The 26826-nt window shown below is 39.5% G+C and carries 27 protein-coding genes; all 27 read right to left on the bottom strand.

The features are described 5' to 3' along the window. Positions 1 to 10 precede the first annotated feature (10 nt). Positions 11 to 478, bottom strand: coding sequence for a chemotaxis protein CheW (locus BUA88_RS06140; RefSeq protein ID WP_072914345.1), 468 nt, complete (start codon positions 476 to 478; stop codon positions 11 to 13). A 16-nt stretch (positions 479 to 494) separates the two neighbouring features. Further along, positions 495 to 2618, bottom strand: coding sequence for a chemotaxis protein CheA (locus tag BUA88_RS06145; RefSeq protein WP_072914349.1), 2124 nt, complete (start codon positions 2616 to 2618; stop codon positions 495 to 497). A gap of 20 nt (positions 2619 to 2638) precedes the next feature. Further along, a complete protein-coding gene (cheB, locus tag BUA88_RS06150; RefSeq protein WP_072914353.1) occupies positions 2639 to 3904 on the bottom strand; it encodes a chemotaxis-specific protein-glutamate methyltransferase CheB in 1266 nt (421 codons plus the stop codon). Between the two features lie 3 nt (positions 3905 to 3907). Continuing rightward, positions 3908 to 4651, bottom strand: coding sequence for a flagellar brake protein (locus BUA88_RS06155; protein ID WP_072914356.1), 744 nt, complete (start codon positions 4649 to 4651; stop codon positions 3908 to 3910). A gap of 3 nt (positions 4652 to 4654) precedes the next feature. After that, positions 4655 to 5530: a MinD/ParA family protein gene (locus BUA88_RS06160; protein WP_072914360.1), complete on the bottom strand. Its 876-nt coding sequence runs from the start codon at positions 5528 to 5530 to the stop codon at positions 4655 to 4657. Continuing rightward, complete coding sequence (gene flhF / locus BUA88_RS06165; protein ID WP_072914364.1) at positions 5531 to 6874, bottom strand: flagellar biosynthesis protein FlhF; 1344 nt, start codon at positions 6872 to 6874, stop codon at positions 5531 to 5533. Between the two features lie 5 nt (positions 6875 to 6879). Beyond that, positions 6880 to 8928, bottom strand: coding sequence for a flagellar biosynthesis protein FlhA (gene flhA, locus BUA88_RS06170; protein ID WP_072914367.1), 2049 nt, complete (start codon positions 8926 to 8928; stop codon positions 6880 to 6882). A 27-nt stretch (positions 8929 to 8955) separates the two neighbouring features. Then, on the bottom strand, positions 8956 to 10086 hold the full coding sequence (flhB, locus tag BUA88_RS06175) for a flagellar biosynthesis protein FlhB (RefSeq protein ID WP_072914372.1): 1131 nt from the start codon (positions 10084 to 10086) through the stop codon (positions 8956 to 8958). After that, positions 10086 to 10865 (bottom strand): flagellar biosynthetic protein FliR, encoded by a 780-nt coding sequence (locus BUA88_RS06180; protein WP_072914376.1) that lies wholly within the window; start codon positions 10863 to 10865, stop codon positions 10086 to 10088. Before BUA88_RS06180 ends, flhB begins: the two co-directional genes overlap by 1 nt. A 6-nt stretch (positions 10866 to 10871) precedes the next feature. Continuing rightward, positions 10872 to 11141, bottom strand: coding sequence for a flagellar biosynthesis protein FliQ (fliQ, locus tag BUA88_RS06185; RefSeq protein WP_028246939.1), 270 nt, complete (start codon positions 11139 to 11141; stop codon positions 10872 to 10874). A 41-nt stretch (positions 11142 to 11182) separates the two neighbouring features. Next, entirely contained in the window at positions 11183 to 12043 is an 861-nt protein-coding gene (gene fliP, locus BUA88_RS06190) for a flagellar type III secretion system pore protein FliP (protein WP_072914380.1), read from the bottom strand. Between the two features lie 25 nt (positions 12044 to 12068). Further along, positions 12069 to 12431 (bottom strand): flagellar biosynthetic protein FliO, encoded by a 363-nt coding sequence (locus tag BUA88_RS06195; RefSeq protein ID WP_072914385.1) that lies wholly within the window; start codon positions 12429 to 12431, stop codon positions 12069 to 12071. Positions 12432 to 12433: 2 nt separating this feature from the next. Next, positions 12434 to 12796, bottom strand: coding sequence for a response regulator (locus tag BUA88_RS06200; RefSeq protein WP_015549898.1), 363 nt, complete (start codon positions 12794 to 12796; stop codon positions 12434 to 12436). A gap of 24 nt (positions 12797 to 12820) precedes the next feature. After that, the gene (fliY, locus tag BUA88_RS06205) at positions 12821 to 14002 is read right to left on the bottom strand and encodes a flagellar motor switch phosphatase FliY (RefSeq protein ID WP_072914389.1); all 1182 of its coding nucleotides are present in this window, start codon (positions 14000 to 14002) and stop codon (positions 12821 to 12823) included. Positions 14003 to 14005: 3 nt separating this feature from the next. Next, a complete protein-coding gene (fliM, locus tag BUA88_RS06210; protein ID WP_072914396.1) occupies positions 14006 to 14983 on the bottom strand; it encodes a flagellar motor switch protein FliM in 978 nt (325 codons plus the stop codon). A gap of 129 nt (positions 14984 to 15112) precedes the next feature. Further along, on the bottom strand, positions 15113 to 15637 hold the full coding sequence (locus BUA88_RS06215; RefSeq protein WP_072914400.1) for a flagellar basal body-associated FliL family protein: 525 nt from the start codon (positions 15635 to 15637) through the stop codon (positions 15113 to 15115). 14 nt (positions 15638 to 15651) lie between these two features. Then, a complete protein-coding gene (locus tag BUA88_RS06220) occupies positions 15652 to 16617 on the bottom strand; it encodes an OmpA/MotB family protein (protein WP_072914405.1) in 966 nt (321 codons plus the stop codon). Next, positions 16617 to 17414, bottom strand: coding sequence for a motility protein A (locus BUA88_RS06225; RefSeq protein ID WP_072914408.1), 798 nt, complete (start codon positions 17412 to 17414; stop codon positions 16617 to 16619). Before BUA88_RS06225 ends, BUA88_RS06220 begins: the two co-directional genes overlap by 1 nt. A gap of 268 nt (positions 17415 to 17682) precedes the next feature. Continuing rightward, positions 17683 to 19422: a flagellar hook protein FlgE gene (locus BUA88_RS06230; RefSeq protein ID WP_072914411.1), complete on the bottom strand. Its 1740-nt coding sequence runs from the start codon at positions 19420 to 19422 to the stop codon at positions 17683 to 17685. Between the two features lie 76 nt (positions 19423 to 19498). Beyond that, a complete protein-coding gene (locus BUA88_RS06235; protein WP_028246930.1) occupies positions 19499 to 19900 on the bottom strand; it encodes a TIGR02530 family flagellar biosynthesis protein in 402 nt (133 codons plus the stop codon). A 14-nt stretch (positions 19901 to 19914) separates the two neighbouring features. Then, positions 19915 to 20679, bottom strand: a complete 765-nt coding sequence (locus BUA88_RS06240; protein WP_072914415.1) for a flagellar hook assembly protein FlgD — start codon at positions 20677 to 20679, stop codon at positions 19915 to 19917. Positions 20680 to 20700: 21 nt separating this feature from the next. Beyond that, positions 20701 to 22182 carry a flagellar hook-length control protein FliK gene (locus BUA88_RS06245; protein WP_072914419.1) on the bottom strand — a complete coding sequence of 494 codons (1482 nt, stop codon included), beginning with the start codon at positions 22180 to 22182 and terminating at the stop codon, positions 20701 to 20703. A 57-nt stretch (positions 22183 to 22239) separates the two neighbouring features. Continuing rightward, positions 22240 to 23133 (bottom strand): MotE family protein, encoded by an 894-nt coding sequence (locus BUA88_RS06250; protein ID WP_072914422.1) that lies wholly within the window; start codon positions 23131 to 23133, stop codon positions 22240 to 22242. 3 nt (positions 23134 to 23136) lie between these two features. Further along, positions 23137 to 23592 carry a flagellar export protein FliJ gene (fliJ, locus tag BUA88_RS06255; RefSeq protein WP_072914426.1) on the bottom strand — a complete coding sequence of 152 codons (456 nt, stop codon included), beginning with the start codon at positions 23590 to 23592 and terminating at the stop codon, positions 23137 to 23139. 11 nt (positions 23593 to 23603) lie between these two features. After that, on the bottom strand, positions 23604 to 24896 hold the full coding sequence (fliI, locus tag BUA88_RS06260) for a flagellar protein export ATPase FliI (RefSeq protein WP_072914709.1): 1293 nt from the start codon (positions 24894 to 24896) through the stop codon (positions 23604 to 23606). Between the two features lie 26 nt (positions 24897 to 24922). Then, entirely contained in the window at positions 24923 to 25831 is a 909-nt protein-coding gene (locus BUA88_RS15900; RefSeq protein WP_083572420.1) for a FliH/SctL family protein, read from the bottom strand. Continuing rightward, a complete protein-coding gene (gene fliG, locus BUA88_RS06270) occupies positions 25815 to 26822 on the bottom strand; it encodes a flagellar motor switch protein FliG (protein WP_072914431.1) in 1008 nt (335 codons plus the stop codon). The genes BUA88_RS15900 and fliG overlap by 17 nt, the downstream gene beginning before the upstream one ends. Positions 26823 to 26826: the final 4 nt, after the last annotated feature.

Here is a 26826-nt window from a genome sequence, read left to right on the forward strand (position 1 = left end):
ACCTCCTTAACTATGAAGCTTCATTCTCTCCTATGATAGAACTAATTTCAAAGATAGAAATGAGCTCATCCCCATTTTTTCCTACTCCGTTAATAAAGGAATTTTTACTCTTTAAAGTAGATGATGGAGCTTCAATATCATCCTCAGATAAAGACAGAACCTCTTTTACCTCATCTACAATAACACCCATTAAGCCGCCACCATCAAGCTTAAGGATAATAATACGAGATGCATCTGTGAACTCGTCATCATCCAAATCCATTCTGCGTCTTAAGCTCATTACAGGAACGACCTCACCACGAAGATTAATAACACCTCGATAGTAAGAAGGAGCCTTTGGCACTCTGGTAATCTTGCTCAATCTAACAATATTATCAATATAGGAAATGTCGATACCATAGTGCTCGCCACCAATTTTAACAACAATGTATTGCTTTTTTTCTTTTTCAACTACATCATACATAGCTAAATCTGACATATGGTCTCACCTCCTATTAAATGACAGCGTTAACATCAAGAATCATTGCGATTTCACCATCTCCAAGGATAGTAGCACCACTAATGAGCTTGTTGTTATCCAGCTTACCAAGTGATTTGATAACGATTTCCAGCTGTCCAATAAGATTATCAACGATGATACCGCCAAGTGTATCACCCTTCTTACAAATAACAACTGTCATTGTATCTTCTGTATCTTCCTTTGGCTCAAAATCAAGAAGCTTGTCCAAGTGAATAAGAGGAATAACCTGTCCTCTAAGGTGAATAACCTCTTTAGACTCAACATACTTGATTTCTGACTTAGGAATGTTTTCAATGTTCATGATAGAAGCAAGCGCAATTGCGTACTTCTCATCTCTGATCTCAACCATGAGAGCCTGAATAATAGCAAGGGTAAGTGGAAGTCTTACAGTAAATGTAGATCCTTCACCCATTACAGACTTAACTGTAACATCGCCACCTAAGGCCTCAATATTACTCTTAACAACGTCAAGACCTACGCCTCGACCAGAAATATCGGTAATCTGTTTAGCCATCGAAAATGAAGGCATAAACAGGAAGTCAATAATTTCTTTCTGAGTAAGATTCTCTGCCTCTTCAGGTGTAACAAGGCCTCTTTCCACAGCCTTATCTCTAACCTTATCAGTATTAATACCACCACCATCATCACCTACTTCGATGATGACATTGTTACCTTCCTGGAAGGCATTAAGGAAAATAGTTCCCTTTTCAGGCTTGCCTGCAGCACGTCTGTCTTCAGGAGACTCAATACCGTGGTCAGCAGAGTTTCTAAGCAAATGCTGAAGTGGATCACCCAACTGATCTACTACAGTACGGTCAAGCTCTGTGTCCTCACCAGTCATTACAAGTTCCATTGGCTTGTTAAGCTTACGATCCAAATCACGAATCATTCTTGGGAACTTAGCAACTACTGATTCAATAGGAACCATTCGAACCTTCATAACTGATTCATGAAGGTTTGTTGTAATTCTTTCAAGATATTCAATATTCTCATGTAAGGTCTGGCTATCAATCTCACCTGAACCATTGCTCTGAGAAGCAAGTGAGTTCTTAGCAATGATAAGCTCTGATACCTGATTCATGAGAGCATCAAGCTTTTCAATATCAACACGAATTGTACGTGAGGTAACAGGTTTATTTGCTGGCTGAGTAGTCTTTCCACCGCCACCAGATTTTGCTGCTGGTGCAGCAGGTGCTGCCGGTGCTGGAGCTGCTGGTGCAGCAGGTGCTGCCGCTGCTTCTGGAGCAGGTGCTGCCGCTTCGGCTGGTGCTGCAGGAGCCTCTTCCTCCTTCTTTTCGTACATTTCTGGTGTAACCTTGTCCGCTTCAACTGACTCTATTTCAGAAACAGTTTTGATAGACTCAATAATAGGATCAAGCTCTGATTCTGAAGAGAGAATAAATGAAAAATCGAACTCAAAGTTTTCATCCTCAATATCTCCAGAGCTTGGATTGAAGGCCATAATCTGACCAAAGTCTTCTACAGCCTTAAATACAAGGAATGCTCGAGCTGCCTTAAGAAGACATTCCTTGCTGATATGTACAGTAAATCCATAGAGCTGCTTTTCACCTTTAAGCTTTTCACAAAGCTCAGGATCCACTGGAATTTTCTTGTACAAAGGACCACCGGCGCCATCAGCTGCTCCTCCACCTTCGGCTGGTGCCTCTGCTGGTGCTTCAGCAGCTGGTGCTGCTTCGCCACCGCCTTCTCCGCCACCGCCAGAAAGATAGTCGTTCAAAAGTTTAATTAAAGCTTCGTTCTCTTCCTCGCCCTCATTAGAAGTAGCCTTTACAGTATCAAGATAACTCTCGATAGCATCAAGACACTTGAAAAGAATATCAATAAGAGCAGAATTAACCTTCACATTATCATTACGAACTTCCTGGAAAACGTTTTCCATATCATGGGTAAGGCGCTGCATACGTTTAAATCCCATTGTACCAGCCATACCCTTTAAAGAATGGGCTGCACGGAATATTTCGTTTACAACATCCTTATTATCCGGTTCCTTTTCCAACTCCATAATATTGTCGGAAAGGCTCTGAATATGACCACTTGTCTCATCAATAAAGATATCCAGATACTGACTTACATCCATAACTCATGACCTCCAGTTTTCTACAACCTTTTTACAATTGAATTAGCAACTGATTTAAGTGGAACAACCTCATTGGAAAGCCCCCCCTGTTCCACTGCCTTCGGCATTCCATATACAACGCATGTGGAAGCTTCTTGCGAAATTACGTAAGTCTTTTTGTATTGATTCAAGTATTTAATTCCTTCAGATCCATCTGCTCCCATTCCTGTAAGAACTACACAAATAATCTCATCAAAACTAGATTTAATGAGTGACCTGTACATTACATCTGCACAAGGTTTCAAACTGTTTACAGGTGGGCTGTCATCCAAATGACAATATGCTGCCCGACTTCCGTCTTCGCAGATTTCCATGTGCTTACCACCCGGCGTAATATAAACCCATCCAGGTTTAAAGTACTCTCCATTTTCAGCTTCTTTAACATTAACCGCAGATATCTGATCAAGTCTTGCTGCAAGAGAAGCTGTAAAGCCTTCTGGCATATGTTGAACAAGGACCAGCGGTACAGATAAAGTAGCTGGAAGCATTGGAATAAATGTGTGCAAAGCCTGTGGCCCTCCGGTGGAACAAGCAAGAGCGATAATCTTTTTTGTTCTAACGCCTGTGCCTACTGGTTTTGGAGGAGGTGAAGAAGATTTTTTCTCCACAACCGGAGGAGTGCTGCTCGCTGTTTGAGTCGAAGCTTGAGTGACAGGCTTTCTCTCAACAGGTGTCTGCGATGGTGACGAACTAGACGAAGAAGTGGTTTGCGCACTACCACCTCCGGTTTTCGCCGCCTGTAGACTCCTTTTGACGTTCTCCATTCTTTCAAATGTTGAGCGTCTCGACTCCTCAATAGTCTTTGTAGCATCGCTTGGTGTTCTCCTGGCTGAAATCTGCCTAAAATTGGACTGTTTTGTAGCGTTGTGCAAAGCAGTTATCAGCTGGCGCCCAAAAACATCTCTGGTATCACTACCTGAACGAATTGGCTTTACTACAAAGTCTAATGCACCATATTCCAAAGCCCTTATGGTACTTTCTGTATCCTCTTTGAGGATGGAACTGACTAATACTACGTTAAACGGTATCTTCTCGTTAGAAAGCTTGGCGAGTAAATCAACGCCCTGAAGCTTTGGAAGAACCATATCAAGTACCACAAGATCATATGGATTGTTCTTTATTTTGTTGTAAGCATCTTCGCCGTCTGCACTAACGTCGACTACACGAAAATCACTATCTGCGTTGATAATATCACAGATAACCCTTCGCATAAGTGCAGAATCATCAACAACCAAAATCTTATACATTCTTTACCCTTGATCCTTCTTTCTTAAACGTCGCTCCTCGTCAAAAATGTACTTAATAATTGTCTCCCTGTCTTCTGCCTCTTTAAACAAAAACTCTATTCTATGTTCAAAAATACCAAGTTCCTGTTTATATTCATTTCTAACCATTCTGGCTATTGCATTTATCCTTTCATTGACTGTACTTGATTTCAGCCTAAAGGATACATACATATACCGGTCAGTTAAAACATCCTTTTTAGCATGGATTTTAGCTCCACCTCCGCTAATATCCACTATATTTCCCTCTACAGGTTCACCATACGTGTTACCGTATTTTTCCAAATCCCTTTCCACAAGCTCCATGTTAGGTAGCAATGCTACATCTTCTGGAACCGGTAAAATTTTCACTGAAATAAGGCACTCAAACCTGAAATAGTCTCTCCTTTGAACCTTCTTCAGTTCTGTTGATGGAACAAATACATACACAGGAAAATTTTCAAGCTTTCCTCGTTTTGTTATCTCTCCAGTCAACTGAAACATTCCGCTTTTCGTATTGAAGACAGCATTAAAAGGAACATTCATCGGTATTGTGACTGTATGTCCCTTCCTGGTAGGAATGTGAAATACTATATCCTTATTCTTTGTTACGCCAAATACACTGGATATGTATACACTCCTATCCTCATCTATGTTGTTTTCAATGTCAGAATTTGTGCTGGCAATTGTAAATTCAATAGGTGTGCCAGGCCTCAGATCGAATATTTCCATAAACTATGCCCTATCTCTTAAAAGTGCACTGAAAATATGTGAAACACCCCATTTATAATGTGTGTGTTCATCTTTCTGAAGTAGCTTTGATGCAATCCCTTCAAAGCTTTTTGATGCCTTACTAGTCGGATATTCTAAAGACACAACCTTTTGGTTTCTAACTGCTTTCTCTAAATTACCATCATATGGTATAAACCCTAGATAATCTAAATCACCACCTAAAAACTTTTTCACCACAGATTGCATCTTCAAGTAAACAGCCCTTCCTTCAGCCTCGCTGTTCACTTTATTTGCCACCAAATGAACATTGGTTCCATCCTTAATATATTTGCTACTTTTACACATAGCTTTCATTAAAGAATATGAATCGGTAAGTGAGCTTGGTTCTGGAGTAGAAACTAGAATAACTTCAGGTGAAGCTAAAACAAACTCCAAAACCTGGTCCGAAACGCCCGCACCGGTATCTATTATAAGAATATCACATAAGTCATTTAAAAGTGATAGATTATGCACTAAAAACGTAATTTGTTCACGATTTAGATTATTTAATCCAACAACACCAGAACCACCAGAAACAAATCCTATTCCCATGGGACCAGTTGAAATAATATCTCTGATGCTTCTCCCATTAAAAATCACATCTGATAGATTATATTTTGGCAAGGTTCCAAACATTACCTCAACATTAGCCAAACCAAAATCCGCATCAAGGATAATTACCTTTTTACCCATCTGCGAAAAGTGAATAGCAAGGTTTACCGCCATGTTTGATTTTCCTACTCCACCCTTACCAGATGTAATAGTAATAACCTTTGTATTCTCAACATTTCTGATGCTCTGGGCCTTTATTACGTTTCGTAAATTTTCCGCTTGATCCATTTAGTTTCCTCCCAATAACTGTTTAACCAGCTTCTGGGCATTAACAATTTCAATATCGTCTGGTACATTCTGGCCTGTGGTAATATAAGAAAGAGGTGCGCCAGTATAAAGCTTCAAATTAAAGATATTACCAAGGCACTTTGTTTCATCAAGCTTGGTAAATATAAGATTAAACTTTGTAAATTCCATATATGTATCTGCTATATCTATCAAATCTTTATGTTTTGTTGTAGCAGACAAAACAAGGTAAACCTCGCTGTCGTAGAACTCACCCAATGCGTTAACCAATTTTTTTGTATCGTTCTTCTGATCCTGATTCTTGTGAGAAAAACCAATAGTATCAACAAGAATCACATCAAGATCCTGGCATTCTCTATTCTGCTTCTTAACTGTATCCAAAAGTTCATCAGAAGAATAAATAACATTCAGTGGAACTCCAAGAATATTGGCATAAGTCTGTAACTGATTTGCGGCTGCCATTCTAAATGTATCGGCTGTAATAAGACCGACTTTTTTACCTTCTTCAACCTTAAACTTAGAAGCAATTTTTGCAATTGTAGTGGTTTTACCTACACCTGTAGGACCAATGAAGAAAATAACCTTAGGTTTCTTTTCCCCAGCAACTATACGTGTAGGAGTACCAAGCTTTAGAACCATTTTCTGATAAACTGAAGACAACAGATTATCAAGAGAATGACTGGTCTGAAGCACCTTATCCATATCATCTAAAACCTGATTTATGTACTTCTCCTGAACCTCATTATCCAAAAGAACGTTATAGAGCATCTTAACAAATACATGGTTGTCATTATCAATGGAAAGCTTTTCACTATGAGATGCGGCAATTGGCATCTCAACTGGAGTCCTTCCTACAGTTGTTTCTTCCTCTGGCTCAGGTTTAACTGGAGCCTTAACAAAGGCTGGCTTAGAATAGGTAGGTTCGATTAGTTTCGCTCTTGGTGCCGAGCCAGACAGAGGTTCAAATTCAACTTGATTAGAAGTCATAGTATCTCCCTCCTGTTTCTCTAACACTTCATTAACTGCAGAGAATGCATCCTTTAAAATAAGTGCATCATCTGCAACAGCATCAAAAGTACCAATCTTTTCTTCGCTATTATTCTCCTCTGTTTCTGAAGCTACATTAGCAAAATCTAGTGCCTCTTTAGAGAATCCATCATCCTCTACAGCGGCAGTAACCTCGTAAGTGCTGCTTTTAAAGAAGCTTCTAAGCCCCTTTGGTTTAATCACTTTTACGTTCATGATAACAGCAGCATTTCCAAGTTCTTCTCTAACCTTAGACATTGCCTCTTCTTCAGTTTTTCCAGTGTACTTGTTAATAACCATTTAATTCACCCTGTAACCATTCCCACTGATGAAAGTTCAACATTTGAATCAATCTCATTATAGGAAACAACAATTAAATCCTTTATATAGTCTTGAGTCATGCTCTTGAAGTACATTCTTACAATCGGAGATGTGACAACTATTGGAGTCCGTCCCATATCTTCAATCTTTTTAATCTCATCCTCCAGTGAGCCAATTATTGCTTTTATTCTCTCTGGATCAAGGGTTAGATATGCACCCTGCTCCGTCTGTTTAATTGAAGCCATAATATCTTGCTCTACCTTAGGATCAACAGTGATAACCTGTGTAACCTCGTTAGGAGCAAAATATCTTCCGGAGATTGCTCGCTTTAATCCCTGTCGAACATATTCTGTCAAAACATCCGTATCATGGGTTGTTGTAGCGTGATCTGCCAAAACCTCAAATATTGAAAGCAAATCTCTTATTGAAATGCCTTCTGACAACAAATTTTGTAATACCTTCTGTACATCGCCAAGGCCAAGAAGCTTTGGAATAAGCTCGTCAACAATAACAGGATTTGATTCCTTGAGATTGTCCACAAGATTCTGGACATCCTGTCTAGTGAGAAGCTCTGCAATATGACTTCTGATAATTTCTGTAAGATGAGTAGCGATGATTGAAGGCGGATCAACAACTGTATAACCTAAAGATTCAGCCCTCTCACGCTGGCTTTCTGTAATCCATATAGCCGGCAGGTGGAAGGATGGCTCAAATGTAGGAATACCTGTAATTTCCTCTTCCACATAACCTGGATTCATTGCCATATAATGGTCGAAAAGGATTTCTCCTTCAGTAACCTGAATTCCTTTAATCTTAATAATATATTGATTTGGATTAAGCTGAATATTATCTCTAAGTCGAATAATCGGAACAACAGTACCAAGCTCCAAAGCAATTTGCCTTCGAATCATAACAACTCGATCAAGTAAGTCTCCACCCTGGTTAACATCAGCAAGAGGAATAATTCCGTAACCAAACTCCAGCTCGATTGGATCAACCTGCAACAGCGAAACAACATTTTCCGGCTTTCTTATTTCTTCTGCCTCTGTTTCCTCTGCAGCAACCTCCTGCTCTATCTCCTCTTCGCCTAGAGTCTTTGACATTGAATAACCTGATACCCCAAAGGCTGCAGCAAATCCAAGGAATAAAACAGTATTAAGAGGTGTGAATGCAAGTACTGCCATAGAACCTGCCACAATATACAAAACCTTTGGTAAACCAAAGAGCTGTTTAACGAGTGTTCCTGAGAAATCAGCTGCCTTTGAACCCTTAGTTACCAAAATACCTGTTGATAACGAAATAAGCAGTGACGGAATCTGTGAAACAAGACCATCACCTATGGTTAAAATGCCAAACTGCTGAATTGCCTCAGCAAATGGTAATCCCTGATTAATCATTCCAAGGGCTGTACCACCTGCCATATTTACAACAGTGATAATAAGACCGGCTGTAGCATCTCCTTTTACGTACTTAGTGGCACCGTCCATAGCTCCGAAGAATGCTGATTCTTCCTGAATCTTATCTCTTCGTCTTTTAGCTTCCTGATCATCAATGGCACCGGTATTCAAATCAGCGTCAATAGCCATCTGTTTACCAGGCATAGCATCCAAGGTAAATCGTGCTGATACTTCAGCTACACGCTCTGAACCTTTATTGATAACCATGAACTGAATGATTATCAAAATCAGGAAGATAATGCCACCTATAATAAGATTGTTTCCACCTACGAAAGTACCGAATGTTCTAACAACGTTTCCTGGGTCTCCGCTTGAAAGAATAAGCTTTGTAGAGGATACGTTCAGTGAAATTCTAAAAATTGTTGTAAAAAGCAAAAGCGTTGGGAAGAATGACATGTCCAGAACCTCCTGTACAAACAGGACATTCATAAGGACAATAAGAGCAATGGATATATTGAAAGCAATCATTATATCCAGCAAAAAATTTGGAATTGGAATAATAAAGAACGCAACAGCCGCAAGCAGGTATAAAGCTATTCCAACATCAGTTTTCTTTACAGATGCAGCAAAATCCATTACTCAGCTCCCCCTTTCCTCGATATTTTAAACAGCCTTATCTCTTTCTGTATAAACTACAGCTAAAATTTCAGCTACAGCCTGATAAAGCTCAGGCGGGATTGTTTGATCAATATCAACCGTAGCATATAAAGCTCTTGCCAGCGGTTTGTTTTCAACAATTGGTACACCGCTTTCTGTTGCGGTTTCCTTGATTTTTTTAGCAAGATAATCTTCACCCTTTGCAATAACTCTTGGAGCCTCATCCTTTGTGTTGTCATATAAAATTGCAACAGCAATATGGGTAGGGTTCGTAATTACAACATCGGCCTGTGGAACGTTCTTCATCATTCTTCGTTGAGATGTCTCCATCATTTTCTGACGCTGCTTACCCTTAATCTTTGGATCTCCTTCAGTATTTTTATATTCGTCCTTAACCTCTTGTTTAGTCATCTTCATATCATTAGTGAATTTCCATTTCTGGTACGCATAATCTATGAAGCCAAGGATTATATATACAATACTGATTTTTATACCGACCTCACATATAAGCTTGAATACAAGACTTAATGCGGCTTTAAGTCCGATATCATAAAGGATAAATAGGTTTCCAGCCTGATCTCTTATTGATACATATGCTATATAGCAAACAAGAAAAATCTTTGCTAACGCCATTATCAGATTAACTATCGAATCTTTAGAAAAAATACGTTTAAAACCACTTACTGGGTTAAATTTACTAAGCTTTGGCTGTAACGGTTTTAATGTCAGCTTCCAGCCTACCTGAACAAGGTTTGTGACAAATCCTGTGAAAAAACCGATAACAAAAAATGGAAGTAAAATAATAAGCATTTTTAATATAAGTGTTCTAAATATGCCTGTTATTGTATGGATTGTAAGACCACTTCCGTTATAAGAAACAACATCAGGAATAATGGAATAAATCCAGGCAAATATTTCTTCAAATCGCACTCCTGCAAATGAAAGAAACACACTTAATGCAAAGAAAAAACCTAAAAGAGCTATGCCATTTACTATCTCCTTACTTTTTGCAACTTTACCTTCGTTTCTGGCATCAGTAAGCTTCTTACTGGTAGGTTGTTCAGTTTTCTCTCCACCCTCACCATCTGCAAAAAACTGCAGATTATAAGGAAAAAGTAATACACGAGTCTCTGTCATCAATACAACCCCTGAATGTATAAACTAAGCATTGTTTTCATTTCCTTGAAAATAAAAGCCGCAATATCAGGTAAAAGGAAAATCGTTAAGAATAAAACTGTAAATCCCACAATTATTTTAAGCTGAGCACCTACAGAAAACATGTGAATCTGAGGCGCAACCTTAACCATGATTCCAAGTATGGAATTTAATATCATAATTACTGCAAAAACCGGAAGGATTATTCTAAAAGCTATTACAAATACATCTCCCATAAACTGTATGGTGGATAGAAAAAGTGAATCCCATTTAAAAATAGTTCCACCAATAGGGATTAATGTAAAAGCATCGCAAAAGGTCTTAAAAATATATCTATGCATTCCCGATAAAACCAGGAGAATCATAATAAAATTGTTGTACAAGGTACCAGTAACACTGGATTCAGTACGAAGTGTCGGGTCGTATTCCTGTGCCATGGAAAGACCTATGTTCATATCAATCATATTTCCTGCAAGAAGAATTATGAAAGAGCAACAATAGGTGGAAAACCCGATAATTAGTCCAGTTAAAGCTTCCTTCGTAACTAAAAAAGCATATCCAACTACTGTAGAATAGTTAAGCGCACTAAAATCAACCACAAAATACAAAAGAAGGGAAACAATTGCCGCAAAGCCGACTTTCACCCTTGCTGGTGTATTGCTGATGTTAAAGAAAGGTGCTACTACTACGAACATGGATATGCGTGTAAGTATCAACAAGAAATATTCAAAATTTTCTAATGTAAAATGTAAACTAAACATTCATTTCTAGCCCAGATAAATACTAAAATTTGACCACAATTCAGTGATATATTCTGTTAACACTGTTAGCATCCATGGACCGAAAAATAGAAGAGCCGCAAATACCCCTACAATCTTAGGAATGAATGTAAGAGTTTGCTCCTGAATAGATGTGACTGTTTGAAAAATACTGATGACCAAACCTATAGTAAGGGATACCAGCAAAAGTGGTAGAGATGTTATCAGAAGCATATAAACCGCATCTCTTATGATATCTAATACCTGTCCTTCAGTCATAACTACCCTCTCCTAAAGCCCCCGGGTGAAATGATAAAGCGTTAATAGAATGTCTTTACCAGTCCACCAATAACAAGATCCCAACCATCTACTAATACAAATAGTAATATCTTAAACGGTAATGAAATCGTAGTAGGTGGAAGCATCATCATACCCATTGACATAAGTACTGATGCAACAACCATATCAATAACAATAAATGGAATGTAAATCATAAAGCCTATAATAAAGGCTGTTCTCAGTTCTGATAATATAAATGCTGGAACTACAACGGTGAAAGGAACATCATCATAATGATCTTTTTCATAGGTAATACCAGCTATATCACAGAACAAATTTAAATCCTTAGTCTGAGTCTGACCATACATAAACCCTCTTATAGGGGCTATAGCTGCATCTATAGCTTCCTCCTGAGTAATCTCTCCTGCATCAAAAGGATCAATTGCCTCTGTTTTAATTGTAGTCAGCACCGGAGACATAATGAATAATGTTAAAAACAACGCCAAACCAATCAAAACCTGATTCGGAGGCGCTGTGTTAGTTCCAATAGCAGCGCGTACAAAGTGTAGAACAATGACACATCTGGTAAAGGAAGTTAACATTATGAGAATTGAAGGCGATAATGTAAGGATGGTTAAAACCAATAACATCCTAAGGGTGGAAGAAAAATTTCCATCCTCGCCATTGAACGTTAATGTAAAACCATTTCTTTCGCCAACAACTTCATCCGAAGCATTTGGTGCATTTTCCGTCGCACCGTAGGTTTCGTTTGCTGCCCCATACTGGGTGTCGTTGTATTCTGTTGCCTGCACTGTAATCCCAGTAGATAAAAGGGTAAACATAACAACTACAGTTGCAAAAATAATGCTGAAGAGTAAATACACCTTTTTGATTTTATCCATAACATAATCTGCCCCAACGATGTTATTATTTCTTCTTTGAGAATTTGTCCAATACGCTTTTGAAATCCACCGGTGTAATAGGCGATGCCTCACCTTCCTCGATTTCTTTAAGCTGGTCGGATGATATTTCCCCGAGAGGAACAACCTCGTCCTTACCTATGGCAATCAAGAAATATCGATCCTGACCGGCTCTTATTATTTGAACATATTTATTGCTGGAGATTTTGATAGCTTCGATAATTTCAAGGTTTTTATTGAAGCCCTGGGTCTTCTGGTAGCCGGCAATCCATTTTGTCACATAATAAGTAACAGCTAGAACACCAACAAATACAATTAATACAAAAATTAACTGAAGAAAACTCTCACCAGCAGAAGAAAGAAAAAGCATAATTATCCAATTACCTTCTTAACAGCTTCGAGAACTCTCTCTGCCTGGAATGGCTTAACGATAAAGTCCTTTGCTCCAGACTGAATAGCCTCGATAACCATGGCCTGCTGACCCATAGCAGAACACATGATAACGCAAGCGTTTGGATCCTTCTCTTTAATGGCCTTTAATGCACCAATACCATCCATTTCTGGCATTGTGATATCCAGAAGAACAAGGTCTGGTGTAAGTTCAGCATACTTATCAACAGCAATCTTGCCGTTCTCAGCTTCGCCGACTACATTGTAGCCATTCTTTGTGAGAATGTCCTTGATCATCATTCTCATGAAAGCAGCATCGTCACAGATTAAAATGTTTTTTGCCATGTCTTCATCTCCTTAAATATGTATTTATTCTTTGATGATTTCTGTAATACGTACTCCAAAGGATTCTTCAATTACTACTACTTCACCCTTGGCCACATACTTGCCATTAACAAGCACATCTATTGGTTCACCGGCTATTTTATTCAGCTCGATGATAGTACCTGGAGCAAAATCCAAAATATCTTGGATTGTTTTATTGGTTCGACCTAATTCAACGGTAACATCAAGTGGTACATCCAAAATCAGGTCTATATTCTCCTGTGCAAACTGTGCGGAGAATCCTGGCCCAAATGGAGTAAACTGCGCAGGCTGTACATTGATTGTAGGCTGCGGCATGTACATATATGGAGGCATCTGCTGCCCTGCCATAGCATTTGGATCCATCTGAGGTGGTGGTGCTGCCTGTGGAGGAGGCGCTGCTGCCTGTGGTGCTGCCTCTGGAGGAGGTGCTGCAGCAGGTGCTGGCTCTGGAGCAACTCCAGCGTCTACTGTAGACTTGGTATCGTTCTCCATTGTGTTTTGCACCGCATTACACATTTCCTTCGCAAGAGAAATTGGATACAGCTGCATCATTTCTGAATCAACTAGATCTCCAATTTCCATTTTGAAAGCAATTCTAACGAAATTACTTTCAAGGAAAGAATCTATCTCACCACCGCTAATTGCTGTTAAATCAGTAAGTGTTGCTGTTGGTGGAGAAATATCTACCATCATGCCAAGCATAGATGAAAGGGAGGTCGCCGAAGCCCCCATCATCTGGTTCATGGCTTCTGATATAGCTGAAAGATGAAGCTCGGTAATCTCACCATCGGTGTTTGTTCCATCTCCACCCATCATCAAATCGGTAATGACTTTAACATCGTTCTCTTTTAAAACGAGAACGTTACTACCATCAATACCCTTCGTATATCCAATACGAACTACAACGCATTTATCCGTATATTGGGAAGCTAATTCATCCCAGGTTGTTTCTGTAACTACAGGAGTAGAAATCTCTACTTTGATATTTACAAGTGCAAACAATGATGTTGCTGCACTACCCATGCTGATATTGGCAACCTCGCCAATAGTATCAATCTGTTCGTTTGAGAGTTCTCCGCCTGCTCCGCCAGAACCCCCGCCACCATCATCAGCTGGCGCAGCATCGGGAATGCCACCACTAAGTAGTGCATTTATCTCATCCTGTGATAATACACCGTCGCCCATTCGCTACTCCTCTCTTATGATCTGTGTAACTCTAACTGCGTATTCTTTTCCTGAAGCACCTGGAAGGGCAGCGAATTTCCTAATGTCGCCCACAAATACATCCAGTTCTTCGTCAACCTTTGTATCTAGTTTTACTATGTCGCCTACCTGGAGCTGTGAGAAATCAGCTACTGTAATAACACTGTTGCCAAGTACCGCTTTTACAGGTATCTTAGCCCTACTGATAAGGGCTTCAACAGTATCAGAGAAACTGGTTCCTGTTTTCTCCTTTTGACTACTATACCAGAACTTTGTGTTCAATTTGTCCATAACTGGCTCTAAAGTAATAAATGGAAGACAAATATTCATAAGGCCTTCCACGTCACCTATCTTTATATTCAAGGTGACAATCGCTATCATTTCTGACGGCGATATAATCTGTGCGAACTGAGAGTTTGTTTCAATTCGCTCTAGTCTTGGATGAACGTCCAGAACGTTCTCCCAAGGCTCCCTTAAGAGCTCTATGCAGGAGGTCATAATTCTTTCAATGAGCAAAAGCTCTATCTCAGAGAAATCTCTAACTTTATCAAGAGGCTCTCCAACTCCTCCTAACATTCTGTCTACCATGGCAAATCCAAGATTGGATGCCATTTCTACGATAATATTTCCCTCCAAAGGAGAAAAATCAACTACACCTAAAAGAACCGGGTTTGAAAGAGAATTAGAAAACTCCATGTATGTAACTGCTTCGGAGTTCATAACCTCAATCTGTATATTTTTTCGTAAGAAGATTGGCAGATTAGTAGAAAGCAATCGACCATAATGTTCAAAGATAATCTCCATTGTACGAAGATGCTCTTTTGAGAACTTTGATGGTCTGGCAAAGTCATAGTTCTTTACAGGCTTTTCTTTGTTGTTTTTAATCTCTTCAGCATCAAGCTCACCACTAGTCAAAGCATGAAGCAGATTATCTATTTCGTTTTGTGAAAGAACGTCACCCAAGCTTTCTCACCACCATTCATCCCCGAAGGTTGTATAATAAAACAATGAAGTTCGGCCATTATAATTGCCTACGGCAAAGTGGGCCTCACAGCATAATTTTTCACAAATCAAAGATTTGGAAAAAATATGCTATTGGTATGTAGCACTTGAAAAATTAACTCTTACAATAAATGATGATTTAAACAACGACTGGATAGCCTCAAGGATTTCTTCCTTTACGCCCTCCTCGTTGTTTCTCATCTCATCTATGGTATGTCCTGCAACTACCGTCTTGATAGTATCATTCAAAATATTATCATATGGCGTCAACGTGCCATCCGCGGCAAATTTAGCGTAATCTTCGTTTTGGTTATCCATTGAAAGCGAAACCGCAAGTACCGCGTAATGAGCTTCACCATCTCCATCATCCTTAAGGTTAATCGTCTGAGTAGAACCTGAATTAACAGGATAATCAACCATGTTCTCCACATTTATTGCAAGAGAACCAGCTGTATCGCCAGCCACCAAATCAAGATCTATTGCTGAGCAAACCTTTGTAATAAGCTCATTAGCTTTCTGCGTTTCAGGAATAATAGTAATTGTAAGAACCGCTGTAAGAACAAGATTTACCACAACCAGAGCGAGTATAACTACCGTAATCAAATTCTTTTTCATGCTCGGTCCCCTTTCTACTCATTTACTATAGAGTCTGAACCAAAATCTGAAGAATATTTATTAAATATCTTAATTTCTACTCTTCTGTTTCTGGCTCTTCCTTCTGCAGTGCTATTGTCTGCAATAGGAACATATTCTCCTCTACCAGCAGATTTAATATATGCTGGATTCAAATTTGTCTGCTGCCTGATTCTATCAGCAACGTATAAAGCTCTATACATTGAAAGTACATCATTATTTTCGTAAGTACCAGAATGCATTGGTACGTTATCTGTGTGACCTTCAATTTCTATAATATTTTGATTATATTCAGAAATAATAGCTGCCAAATTATCAATAATACCAATGGCATCCTTAGCTAAATAAGCCTTTCCTGAATCAAATAGTAATGCACCATTTATGGTAATCATTACATATTCAGCATTGAAATCTACCTCTACAGTATCCTGAAGTCCGTGAAGTTTAAGCTTCTCTTCAATTTCCTCGGCAATCTCTTCGCTTTCAGAAACACCTGCATTTTCTAGTGCTTTCTTTGCTTCTGCAACAGACATTTCCGAAATATTTTCAATCTGACTACTGGTATCTCCTGGACTTTGTCCTTGCTCTGTCTGAGAACCATTTTCAGTGTTTGCACCATCTTCAGATTGTTCGCCCTCTACCTTTTGATTTGAGGCTCCCTGTTTTTCGTAGTCCTCGTCCTCACCATCAGTAACACTCTTGAAATAATCGTCAAACATTTCCAGCTGGCTAATACCAGAAGAAATCATATGACCTTCACCGATGGAACTACCACCTGATGAAAAAATACTGAAGCTCGACTGAATACTTGCTATCACCTCTTCGAATTTTGCTGTATCAGTACTACTCATTGAGAAAAGCAAAACGAAGAAACAAAGTAGCAGGTTCATTAAGTCGGAGAAAGTGGCCATCCAGGCAGGAGACCCAGCAGGAGCTTCTTCTTGCTTTTGCTTCTTTGCCATTAGCCTTCACCTCCTCCATCGCCGCTGCCGATGCCTTCTCTAGCAGAAGGTGGAAGGAATGATTTAAGTTTTTCCTCTATAACACGTGGATTTTCACCGGCCTGAATCGAAAGAAGACCTTCCACGGTTATTGACTTCATCATAATTTCAATTGCATTATCTACACCAAGTTTTGTTCCTACAGGACCTGTGTACCAGTTAGCGATAAGTGAACCATACAAGGTCGTAAGTAATGCAACCGCCATATTAGGGCCAATGGTGGATGCATCTGACAGGTTCTGTAACATATTTACAAGTCCTACCAGGGTTCCAATCATTCCCCAAGCAGGTCCCATTTCACCCCATTTACCATAGAAAGCAATAACCTTTTTATGTCTGTCTTCAAGGCAGCTCATATCAGTCTCAAGAATAGCTCTAACAAGTTCTGGATCAGTACCATCAACTACAAGGTTGATTCCTTTTTTTAAGAACTCATCCTCAATGCTATGAGCAGCCTCTTCGAGAGCAAGAATACCCTCTTTACGAGAAATATTAGCCAAGTTTATAATATTACCAATAGTGTCCGCCGCATTTCCAACAGGAGGTTCTTTTATAGCTATACCAATGCCCTTAAGACCAGCAATGAAATCTGGCATCTTATTACAGGTGATACACGCAGACAAAGAGCCACCAATAGTAATAATTACAGATGGAACATCTATGAAGTTTGCCATTGCGGCTACACCACCTGATGAAACGATACCGAAGACAACCATTACAACACCAAGTCCTAAGCCGATAAGTGAAGCTATATCCAAACTCTCACCACCTTGTTAATGAATTAGAAACTAGCCTCCAATGCGAAAATCCAGAATAATCTGTATAGAATTACTCGGTATACACTTTTGTGATTATTTTACTAGATTTGTACATTATTGTCTACTTTTCTTAGTAAAATGGTCGCATATTATTGTGTAATTTTTATGTCCAAACCACTAAATATTGATTATTCACAAATTTTTCAGATTTTTATAAAAAATTAAGAAAGAGAGGGCTATGCCCTCTCTTTCAAAAAATGTCTATAAATTATCTCTTAAGGTTGATTAATTCTTCAAGCATGGTATCTGAAACAGTGATAATACGTGAGTTGGCCTGGAATCCACGCTGTGTGGTAATCATGTCTGTAAACTCGCTTGAAAGGTCTACGTTAGCCATTTCAAGCTGTCCAGTATTCATTGAAGATCCATCAGCAGAAATATCAATACCGATACCATCGAACTCACCAGAGTTAAGTGTTGTATCATAGCAGTTATCACCCATCTCCTCCAGACCAGAAGCATTTGCAAACTGTGCAACTGCAATCTGTCCTAAAAGAACTGTATTACCATTACTGTAAGAACCGAAAATCTTACCATCATTCTGTACTGAAAGGCCGGTCATTGTACCAAGTTTCTTTCCTTCACCTCTCATTGAAGAACCATCTGGAATACCACGGTTTGCAACAACAGTTGATGTTCCCTTGTTATCATAATTTAAAAGGCTACCAAACTCGATTTCAATGTTTGACATAGCATTGTTAACAAGCTCACCAGTTCTAGGATCTGTATCACTTCTGTTAGGTCCAACAAGAGCTGTATTAAGCATTAACCTTGTTCCGCCGGCATTACCAGCTGAAATAATTGTACCCTCCTTAGTATCAAACTGAAGACCATAGTTAACAGTATTAAATGACATCGTTACCGAATTTGTGCTTGATTTTGTAGATAAATTTAGATTTGTATAATCTGGATCACCTACTAAATTTTGTAAATCATCAGCAGAAACGCCAAATATATCAGTCAAAGTGAAGCCCTTATCTGCATAAGATTGAGGATTACCTTCAGCTACACCATTTACAAGTCTGTCAAGAGTAACTGCTCCACCTACTGCAGCCTGATCCATAACATACTTATTTGCATTATTAGCAGGATCCGTAAAGACATATTTGCCTAAAGTATCGTCCCATGCAACATTTGATGATAAGGTATAGCTCTTAGCTGTTGTACCAGCTACACCAAAAACGTCCTCAAGCCTTCCACCCTGAGCTATATAATCCTTTAACAAATCATTATTATCCTGATCAAGGATACTTGTAAGCTCAATAGTGTATTTTCCAAGTGTTCCATCAGCCTTCTTAATAGCAAACTTTGCTGTGTAGGAATAACCTAAATTGTCGTACAGTGTAAATGTTCTTACATAACCGCCTGAGCTTTCAAACTGACTATCATTCTTATCGATAACACCTGCAAAATTAGCTGCTGTAGTAGCTTCAGGTGCAGAAGTAAGATTCTCAGTCTTCATTACTCTCAAAGGAGAAACTGTATCCTTGATAATATTTGATGGATCCTCAGGGTCTACCTGCCATCCCATTACCAAGTATCCAGTTGTAGTCATTGCAAGGTTACCATTTCCATCGATATAGAAAGAACCTGCTCTGGTAAATAAATTCTTAGAACCGTTGTTAACGATAAAGAAATTTGTAGTATTTGAATCTGTAAGTCTGATATCAAGTGCATCACCTGTAGACTGCGCAGCACCTGCAGATGTGATAGAAACTTTGGTTGCACCATTAGTAACACCAAGACCTATCTGCTTAGCGTTAGTACCACCACGTGTTGCTGTTGCACCTGATGCCTGCTGTGTAGTTTGATACATGATATCAGAGAAAGTTGTTGCAGAAGATTTAAACGCAACAGTGTTAACGTTAGCGATATTATTACCGATAACGTCCATCTTGGTCTGGTGTGTCTTAAGACCTGCTACACCAGAGAAAAGTGATCTCATCATAACTAATGACCTCCTCACGGGAGGTGCTGTCTGTCGCTTCTGTCAGTCAGCGACAATTAGCTTCCATAAGGTCCAGCTAAACTATAACAGCACCATCAATATTGGTAAAAATGTTCTCATCTGATTCAGTCTGGTCCATAGCTGTAACTACAGTCTGGTTTGGTACATTTACTATAAAAGCTAATGTATCAACTAACACTAAAGAATCAGTAATCCCTTTTTCAGAAGCCTTCATGACTCCTTCTTCTAGCCTAAGGGATTGCTCCTCCGTGAGCTCTATATTTCTGTCATCAAGCCTTTGTGCAGCGTGCTTGGAAAATTTAAGTTCTGAAGCACTTTGAAGCTTCTGCTTAAATATATCCTCAAAACTTGCACCATTTAAATTGCCAAGTGGCCTGGACTCAGCTGCTGGATTGAGATAGGTTCCAGCTACCTTCTCGATGGAGGTAAAATTTGGATTAATATTTAAATTACTCATATATGCCTCCTAAACTAAACCTCTTTTGCATCACTTGTGTCAATCTTATCTGTAGCTTCTGTTTTCTCAGCCTTATTCTCTTTTGTCTCCTCAGTCTTATTATCTGCTTCTGAATCTTTGTTTATTAGCGTGTAGTACTGAGTGACTGTCTCTTCATACTTCTTCAAAAGCTTTTCATCCACGAAGCTCCTGTCATATTCATCCATCGCATTATAGATGCCAACCGCTTCTGTAATAACATCTCCATCCTTTACTGTAACTGATTCCTTATCAGGAAGCTTCTTAATTGCGTCTGTAAGAAGATTTGCAAGATATTTAGCGTTGTAATAATCTGTGTCAACTACAGAAACCATATTTGACATTTCATAAAGCTCTCCATCAATAGAAAGCATCATTCCCTTTTTATCATCCTTCTGAACAAAATCAACCTTTCCGGCTATCTCCTGTCCATTTACATTAAGTGCAACTACCTTTCCAACAATACTATTACTTTGGATAGTCTCCATGTTGTTCTGAAGTGACTGCATAGCTTCAACCTGTGTGAATGAAGCCAGCTGCGCAACATATTCACTATTATCACTTGGTTGCAATGGATCCTGATACTGCATTTCAGCTACAAGTAGCTGTAAAAACATATCCTTGTTGTATCCTGTATCACGCTTTTCTTCACTTTTTGAAGTAGTAACAGACTGATTGGCTTTTGTTGTATCCTGTGACGCCTGTGTCTTGGTGTATTCACCATTTGTAACAGCACCAACTAATAAATTATTATTAGCCATCAAAAACTCCTTTCCTTCAGATTAAGCCATAAAGTCTAATGTACCTCCATTATCCTTCATCATCTGGGCTATCAAAACATCCTCCTCTGACATTAATCCAGATAAATCATCGAGACTGTTAAGATGTATTCGAGTACTTCTTCTGGCGGATTGTTCTGAATGTTGCTCCTGATTTCTTGAATCATCCCTACCATTTTCATCAAGATTTCTTTCAAACTCGTGAGTTCCTACGGAAACCTCAATCGAAGTAACCTTTGTAGAGCTTTGATTCATTTCTGTCCTAAGAGCTGCCATCTGGCTTTCAAGAGCCGCTTTTACTGCATCATTTTCTGTAAAGATTTTTGCAGTAATTTCACTACCTCTCTGAGTAACCTCCAGGTAAATCTTTCCTAATCCTTCAGGATTAAGTGTCATTTCCATGGTGGTCGATTCTGAATCTGTCATTACCTTTGCCTGTTCAACTAACTGATTGACGATATCTTCAGACTTTACCATTTCCCCAGTTGGTAAAGTAACAGCTGAATTTTCAGGTACGTACTGTAATTGAACATTCTGCTGAGGTGGAAGAATTCCATCTTCTCTTACAATGCGAGATTCATTTTGTTTTACCTCTGGCATTTTAAAATTGCTCTGGGTATTTTCTTCCTTATTTTCATCTTCAGGCTGGTTATTCTGTTGCTTTTGCTGTTCTTCATCAACCTTTAAATCTTCAGCAGAGTCTATTACAGGTGTTGGTTCTTCTATAACCGGTTCCTCGTGCTTTTCTACAGGTTTTACCTCTTCCTGTACAACCTGTACTGTAGGTTGTTGAGCCACTTCCTGAACAGGCATTTCTTCTTCCTCTGCCACTATTTCAGGTTGGGAAATTTCAGGAATTTCTACCTCTTCAATAGTCTGAACAACCTCATCGATTTGCATTTCTGTTTTATCGATTTGTGCAACCAGTTCCTTAAGTTGAACAAAGGAATTATTTGTTTCTTCAAATAGCTGGTTTGAAAGGTCTGTAGCTTTTTCTAAAATCTCAGCAAAATCATCACTTAACACAAGAGTAATAGATTCGGTCTCTCCTGTTAATTCTGATACAAGCTGTGCAAGGCTTTGTGGATTAAGAAGATCAATAAAGGTTAGCCCTAGGTTTTCCATTGCCTTCTCGATGTCTTCTTCGGTCACATCGAGTTGGTCTTTGATTACTTCCTTGACTTCCTCTACTACCGTCTCAATTTTTTCTGCAACCTCTGTTTTTTCTGTCAGTGGCTGTTCTTCCTGTTTGGTAGTTCTAACACTTGTTGTAGAACTATCTACTGAAACCGGCTTCTTTTCACCCTGTTTCTGTGGAAGTGCAGAATTAATATCAGAGCCTACACTTGGGACTTTATCAGCAACGCCCTTCAATGTCTTTTCAAATAGGCCTGCATCTACATTATTTGTAGATTTATCAGATGTCATTGATACATCAATCTGGCCAATCTGAACCAGCATGTTAGAAACATTGCTACTCGTCATGTAATCCCTCCTTTCACATATTCTGTTTTCAAGTTGCTATAAAACGTATCGTTAGGATTAAGGCTCCATCATTTTTGTAAGTATTGCTGCATTTTTCGCATCCATTGCTGAAAGAATACTAGAACGTGTACTAGCATCCATTGCCTGAAGAATCTCACAAACCAAATCGTAATCATCTGTCATCTCATCGAAAATTGACGCTGCATTTTTAGCTTTCATACTAGTGTAAGTCTTTACGTAATCTTCGATTTCCTTGTCGGTTTGTAGCTGCGAAATAACCTGTTTATAGATTGCTGCAGCGTTGTCCGGCTGGATGGATTCATAATACGTCTTATATTCATTTATATCGGGTGCATTTTCGGAAAAAACAACCTCCTCGTAAAATTTTTCTTTGATTTCTTCGAAAGCTGCCTCATTAGCTTTATACTCCGCAAGCTCTGCGGATGCAGCCTCTAATTCCTTTATATAATCACTGTTTTCGTTGCCAGCTGTCTTAAGCTGCTCAACTTCAGTTTCAAGTTCTTTTATACGCTCTATTGCCTTCTCCACAGTATCGTACTGTGAATAAGGGTTATCCTCTACCTCCTGCGGTAAGTATTCCTCAATACCTGGTAATATCTGGTTTACATAAGGTACATCCTTGAGCACAGGAAATAGTATTGATGAGCCAAAGCCACCAACATCCATCTTTACAAGAAATGCAAAAATAACAAGCCAAATAAGAAGAATGAGCAACACAACAAATGCCATGATGATTCCGCCACCAATACCTAAGCGTTCCTCATCCTCTGGCAATACCTCACCATTCTTTTTGGCTTCCTTACGTCTTTCCTTTTCAGCTTTTTTAGCTTCTTTTTTTGCTTCTTTTTCGGCTTTTTTATCAGCCTTTTCATCACCTGTATTAGCGGCTGGTGCTGCTACTTCCTCAGGTACCTGTGCTTCATCTGCCATAACTTACTCATCCTCTTTTTCTGTGTTGAAATACGTGTAACTAACCAACTCATCCGTAATTTTACTTTCCTCACGGTCTAGCTCATCTAAAAATTCTTCAAAGGCATGTTCTCTCAGCTTTTCATGCATCTTTCTTTCCATCATAACTGCATTAAGCTTTTTTCGGGCATTTTCCATTGCCTTTTGCGCCTTTGAAACCTCAATCATTTGGTCTCGAAGTGCTACTTTCATGGAAGTAATTGCACTCTTACATGTTTTAATTGCTTTAATATCAATATTTCCAATAGATAACTCTTTAAGCTGTCTTTCGTAAGCAGCCTGCTTAATCATAAGCTGTCTTAGTTTGTCCTGCTCCTGATTAAATCGGGCTGTAGCCATGCCAAAGTTTGCTTTCTCCTGCTCCTCGATTTTCTGCTTGAGTTCAAGAATATTTTGCATTCGATAAACAAACTTTGCCATTATCATCACCTCTATTCAGCGAAGATTGCAGTCATCATTTCAATTATCTCATCATAATCAAATTTGTCATGAGTAGCTTGCAGCAGGAACTCATTCACCGCATCAATCTTTTTGATAGCATAATCTATTGCTTTGTTAGAGCCATTTTTATATGCTCCAATGTTTATCAAATCCTCAGCCTCCTGATAGGTAGCCAGAACATTTTTTAGCTTTCCTGCTATAGCCTTATGCTCTGGTGTTGCCACTGCAGACATAACTCTGGATATGGACTGCAAAACATCAATGGCTGGATAATGATTCTTCTGTGCCAGCTTTCTATTAAGCACAATATGCCCATCTAAAATCGAACGTGCTGTATCAGTGATTGGTTCATTAAAATCGTCACCATCAACAAGAACTGTGTATAATCCTGTTATTGAGCCCACCGATGAATTTCCCGCCCTTTCAAGCAAGCGTGGCATTTCAGAATAAACTGATGGAGGATAACCTCTAGTTACTGGTGGTTCACCAGATGCAAGACCGATTTCTCTCTGTGCCATAGAAAATCGTGTCAAAGAATCCATCATAAGGAGTACATCTTTCCCCTGATCTCTGAAATACTCAGCAATAGCGGTGGCTGTAAGAGCCGCTTTCTTACGAATAAGAGCTGGCTTATCAGAGGTTGCACATACAACCACAGATCTGGCCATACCCTCAGGTCCTAAATCATTTTCAACAAATTCGCGAACTTCACGACCTCGTTCACCAATAAGCGCAATAACATTTATCTCAGCTTTTGTATTTCGCGCAAACATACCCATCAACGTAGATTTACCTACACCAGAGCCTGCAAATATTCCAATTCTTTGTCCCTTGCCAACAGTAATAAGTCCATCTACAGCCTTAACGCCAAGTGAAAGAGGCTCTTTGATAATTACTCTGGCCATAGGATCTGGTGGATCTGCCTCTGCCGGATATTCCACAAGATTCTCAAAATCAGAAAAGTCATCTACATCAGATGGAACTCCAAGTCCGTCTAAAAGATGTCCCAAAAGCTGGTCTCCAACGGCTACACCAAGAGGATGTCCGGTATTTTCAACCATACAGCCAACACCAATTCCTTCAACATTCTCGTAAGGCATCAAAAGCAGACGTTTGTCCTTGAATCCGACAACCTCTGCTTTAATACGCTGATCAGAGCCCTCCACGATTATTTCGCACAAATCGCGAAGCTTGGCCTCTGGTCCCACTGATTCAATTGTAAGTCCAACAACCTTTACAACTTTGCCAAGAGATTTAAAGTAATCCTTCTCTGTCAGCTGCATCAATAATCCCTGGTCCACTTTGCCTCCTAGCTTAGGGCTCTAATTTCCCTGATAAGATTATCTAACTCTGTATCAATGCTACAATCAAAAATACCACCGTCTGTCTCAATAATACACTGACTATCATTCAAAAGTGGATCCGCTATAATATCTAGTCCCACTTCAGCTCCAACTTTCCCTTGAATTTCTTCCTTTTTTCCTTTTATAAATTCTGCGTTTGCATCGCTGACCTTTATTTGCATCTGTCCCGTGCGTTCAATTTTCATAATGCAATGATCTAACAGGTGATATAAAACATCCTTTTTTCCAGAAAGCTCAGCATCAAAAACATGTTCAAAGACTGGGAGACACATCTCCACAATCTCACGCTCCATCTCTATCTGCTTCTGCATGTACTCATTTTCAATACGCTGAATTTCCGCCTGCATATTACTCTGTGATTCCTGAAGTTCACGGGCAGCTCTTTGAGTACCTTCGTTGTAGCCCTCCTTCTCGCCATCCTGACGTGCAAGATTACGCATAGCATCAGCATTAAGCTGTGCAGCATTTATAATCTCCTCAGCCTGTGCGTTTGCATCATCAATAATTCGTTGAGCCTCCTCATGGGCTTCAGCCAGAATCTCTTCCTTAGCAGGACCATAATCAACAGTTTCTTCCTCTTCATCCTGCATAATGGTATCAGCTAAACCTAAGAATTCATCTGTATCCATACCCTCAGGGATTTCCGCTCCAGATTCACGCATAGCTTCTAAGCGACGCTCACGCTCTTCGTCCAGTAGCTTTTGCTTATATGCCTTTTCCTGCTTAAGAATGAGTTCCCTTGCCAAAGCATTAGAATCAATGACAAGTTCGCCTGTTTCGCCTGTTTCTTCGTCTGGCTCATTTGGAGCAACCAAAAAACCATAGATGACATTGTTACTAGACAATGAGCTCATCTCCGCCTCCTCTTGAAATTACAATCTCTGCAGAATCCTCAAGCTTTCTGATAATACCAACTATCTTCTGCTGAGCTTCTTCAACATCCTTCATACGAACAGGACCCATGAATTCCATGTCTTCCTTGATCATAGCTGCAAGACGAGAAGAAAGGTTCTTAAAGATTGCAGATTGAACCTCATCATTAGCTCCCTTAAGGGCAACGCCAAGATCTGAGTTATCAACGTCTCTAAGCACACGCTGAATAGCTCTGTCGTCCAGAAGAAGAATATCCTCGAATACGAACATCTTCTTTCTGATTTCCTCAGCAAGCTCTGGCTCTTCGATTTCAAGAGACTCCATGATACGTTTCTCAGTACCACGGTCAACTGTATTAAGGATATTAACTACCGCATCTACGCCGCCGGCGATAGTGTAATCCTGATTAATAAGAGATGAAAGCTTTCTTTCAAGAACTCTCTCAACCTCTTTGATTACCTCTGGGCTGGTTCTATCCATTAACGCAATACGTCTGGCAACATCAGCCTGTTTTTCTGGAGGTAAGGCGCCGATAATCAACGATGCCTGTCCAGCAGACAAATAAGACAGAATCATAGCGATTGTCTGTGGATGTTCCTCCTGTATAAAGTTCAGCACCTGAGAAGGCTCTGTTTTTCGAATAAATTCGAATGGACGAACCTGTAATGATGCTGTCAGCTTTGTAATTACATCCTGGGCACGGTCATCACCAAGAGCCTTCTCAAGAAGTTCCTTAGCATAACCGATACCACCTTCGGCGATGTATTGCTGAGCAAGACATACCTGATAGAATTCTTCAATTACCTCTTCCTTGAGCGCAGGAGAAATACTTCTCGTATTTGCAATCTCCAGTGTAAGTTCCTCGATTTCCTCTTCCTTGAGATGCTTAAATATCTGAGCTGATTTCTCTGGTCCTAGGGCGATTAAAAGTATAGCGGCTTTTTGAACGCCATTCATGTCTTCAGTTGCCATAACC

It is taken from the genome of Pseudobutyrivibrio xylanivorans DSM 14809, from assembly GCF_900141825.1.
In the GTDB taxonomy this organism is placed as follows: Bacteria; Bacillota; Clostridia; order Lachnospirales; family Lachnospiraceae; genus Pseudobutyrivibrio; species Pseudobutyrivibrio xylanivorans.

What these genes read in the sequence shown, in the direction of transcription:
- BUA88_RS06220 (WP_072914405.1), bottom strand. Translation starts at nt 16,617, where the DNA reads ATGGCAAAGAAGCAAAAGCAAGAAGAAGCTCCTGCTGGGTCTCCTGCC.
- BUA88_RS06160 (WP_072914360.1), bottom strand. Translation starts at nt 5,530, where the DNA reads ATGGATCAAGCGGAAAATTTACGAAACGTAATAAAGGCCCAGAGCATC.
- BUA88_RS06195 (WP_072914385.1), bottom strand. Translation starts at nt 12,431, where the DNA reads ATGCTTTTTCTTTCTTCTGCTGGTGAGAGTTTTCTTCAGTTAATTTTT.
- fliJ (WP_072914426.1), bottom strand. Translation starts at nt 23,592, where the DNA reads ATGGCAAAGTTTGTTTATCGAATGCAAAATATTCTTGAACTCAAGCAG.
- BUA88_RS06250 (WP_072914422.1), bottom strand. Translation starts at nt 23,133, where the DNA reads ATGGCAGATGAAGCACAGGTACCTGAGGAAGTAGCAGCACCAGCCGCT.
- BUA88_RS06235 (WP_028246930.1), bottom strand. Translation starts at nt 19,900, where the DNA reads ATGAGTAATTTAAATATTAATCCAAATTTTACCTCCATCGAGAAGGTA.
- BUA88_RS06215 (WP_072914400.1), bottom strand. Translation starts at nt 15,637, where the DNA reads ATGAAAAAGAATTTGATTACGGTAGTTATACTCGCTCTGGTTGTGGTA.
- fliQ (WP_028246939.1), bottom strand. Translation starts at nt 11,141, where the DNA reads ATGACTGAAGGACAGGTATTAGATATCATAAGAGATGCGGTTTATATG.
- fliY (WP_072914389.1), bottom strand. Translation starts at nt 14,002, where the DNA reads ATGGGCGACGGTGTATTATCACAGGATGAGATAAATGCACTACTTAGT.
- BUA88_RS06180 (WP_072914376.1), bottom strand. Translation starts at nt 10,865, where the DNA reads ATGTTTAGTTTACATTTTACATTAGAAAATTTTGAATATTTCTTGTTG.
- BUA88_RS06140 (WP_072914345.1), bottom strand. Translation starts at nt 478, where the DNA reads ATGTCAGATTTAGCTATGTATGATGTAGTTGAAAAAGAAAAAAAGCAA.
- flhA (WP_072914367.1), bottom strand. Translation starts at nt 8,928, where the DNA reads ATGGATTTTGCTGCATCTGTAAAGAAAACTGATGTTGGAATAGCTTTA.
- flhF (WP_072914364.1), bottom strand. Translation starts at nt 6,874, where the DNA reads ATGGTTATTAACAAGTACACTGGAAAAACTGAAGAAGAGGCAATGTCT.
- cheB (WP_072914353.1), bottom strand. Translation starts at nt 3,904, where the DNA reads ATGTATAAGATTTTGGTTGTTGATGATTCTGCACTTATGCGAAGGGTT.
- BUA88_RS06240 (WP_072914415.1), bottom strand. Translation starts at nt 20,679, where the DNA reads ATGGCTAATAATAATTTATTAGTTGGTGCTGTTACAAATGGTGAATAC.
- BUA88_RS15900 (WP_083572420.1), bottom strand. Translation starts at nt 25,831, where the DNA reads ATGAGCTCATTGTCTAGTAACAATGTCATCTATGGTTTTTTGGTTGCT.
- fliG (WP_072914431.1), bottom strand. Translation starts at nt 26,822, where the DNA reads ATGGCAACTGAAGACATGAATGGCGTTCAAAAAGCCGCTATACTTTTA.
- BUA88_RS06200 (WP_015549898.1), bottom strand. Translation starts at nt 12,796, where the DNA reads ATGGCAAAAAACATTTTAATCTGTGACGATGCTGCTTTCATGAGAATG.
- BUA88_RS06145 (WP_072914349.1), bottom strand. Translation starts at nt 2,618, where the DNA reads ATGGATGTAAGTCAGTATCTGGATATCTTTATTGATGAGACAAGTGGT.
- BUA88_RS06155 (WP_072914356.1), bottom strand. Translation starts at nt 4,651, where the DNA reads ATGGAAATATTCGATCTGAGGCCTGGCACACCTATTGAATTTACAATT.
- fliP (WP_072914380.1), bottom strand. Translation starts at nt 12,043, where the DNA reads ATGGATAAAATCAAAAAGGTGTATTTACTCTTCAGCATTATTTTTGCA.
- flhB (WP_072914372.1), bottom strand. Translation starts at nt 10,086, where the DNA reads ATGACAGAGACTCGTGTATTACTTTTTCCTTATAATCTGCAGTTTTTT.
- fliI (WP_072914709.1), bottom strand. Translation starts at nt 24,896, where the DNA reads ATGCAGCTGACAGAGAAGGATTACTTTAAATCTCTTGGCAAAGTTGTA.
- BUA88_RS06245 (WP_072914419.1), bottom strand. Translation starts at nt 22,182, where the DNA reads ATGACGAGTAGCAATGTTTCTAACATGCTGGTTCAGATTGGCCAGATT.
- BUA88_RS06230 (WP_072914411.1), bottom strand. Translation starts at nt 19,422, where the DNA reads ATGATGAGATCACTTTTCTCTGGTGTAGCAGGTCTTAAGACACACCAG.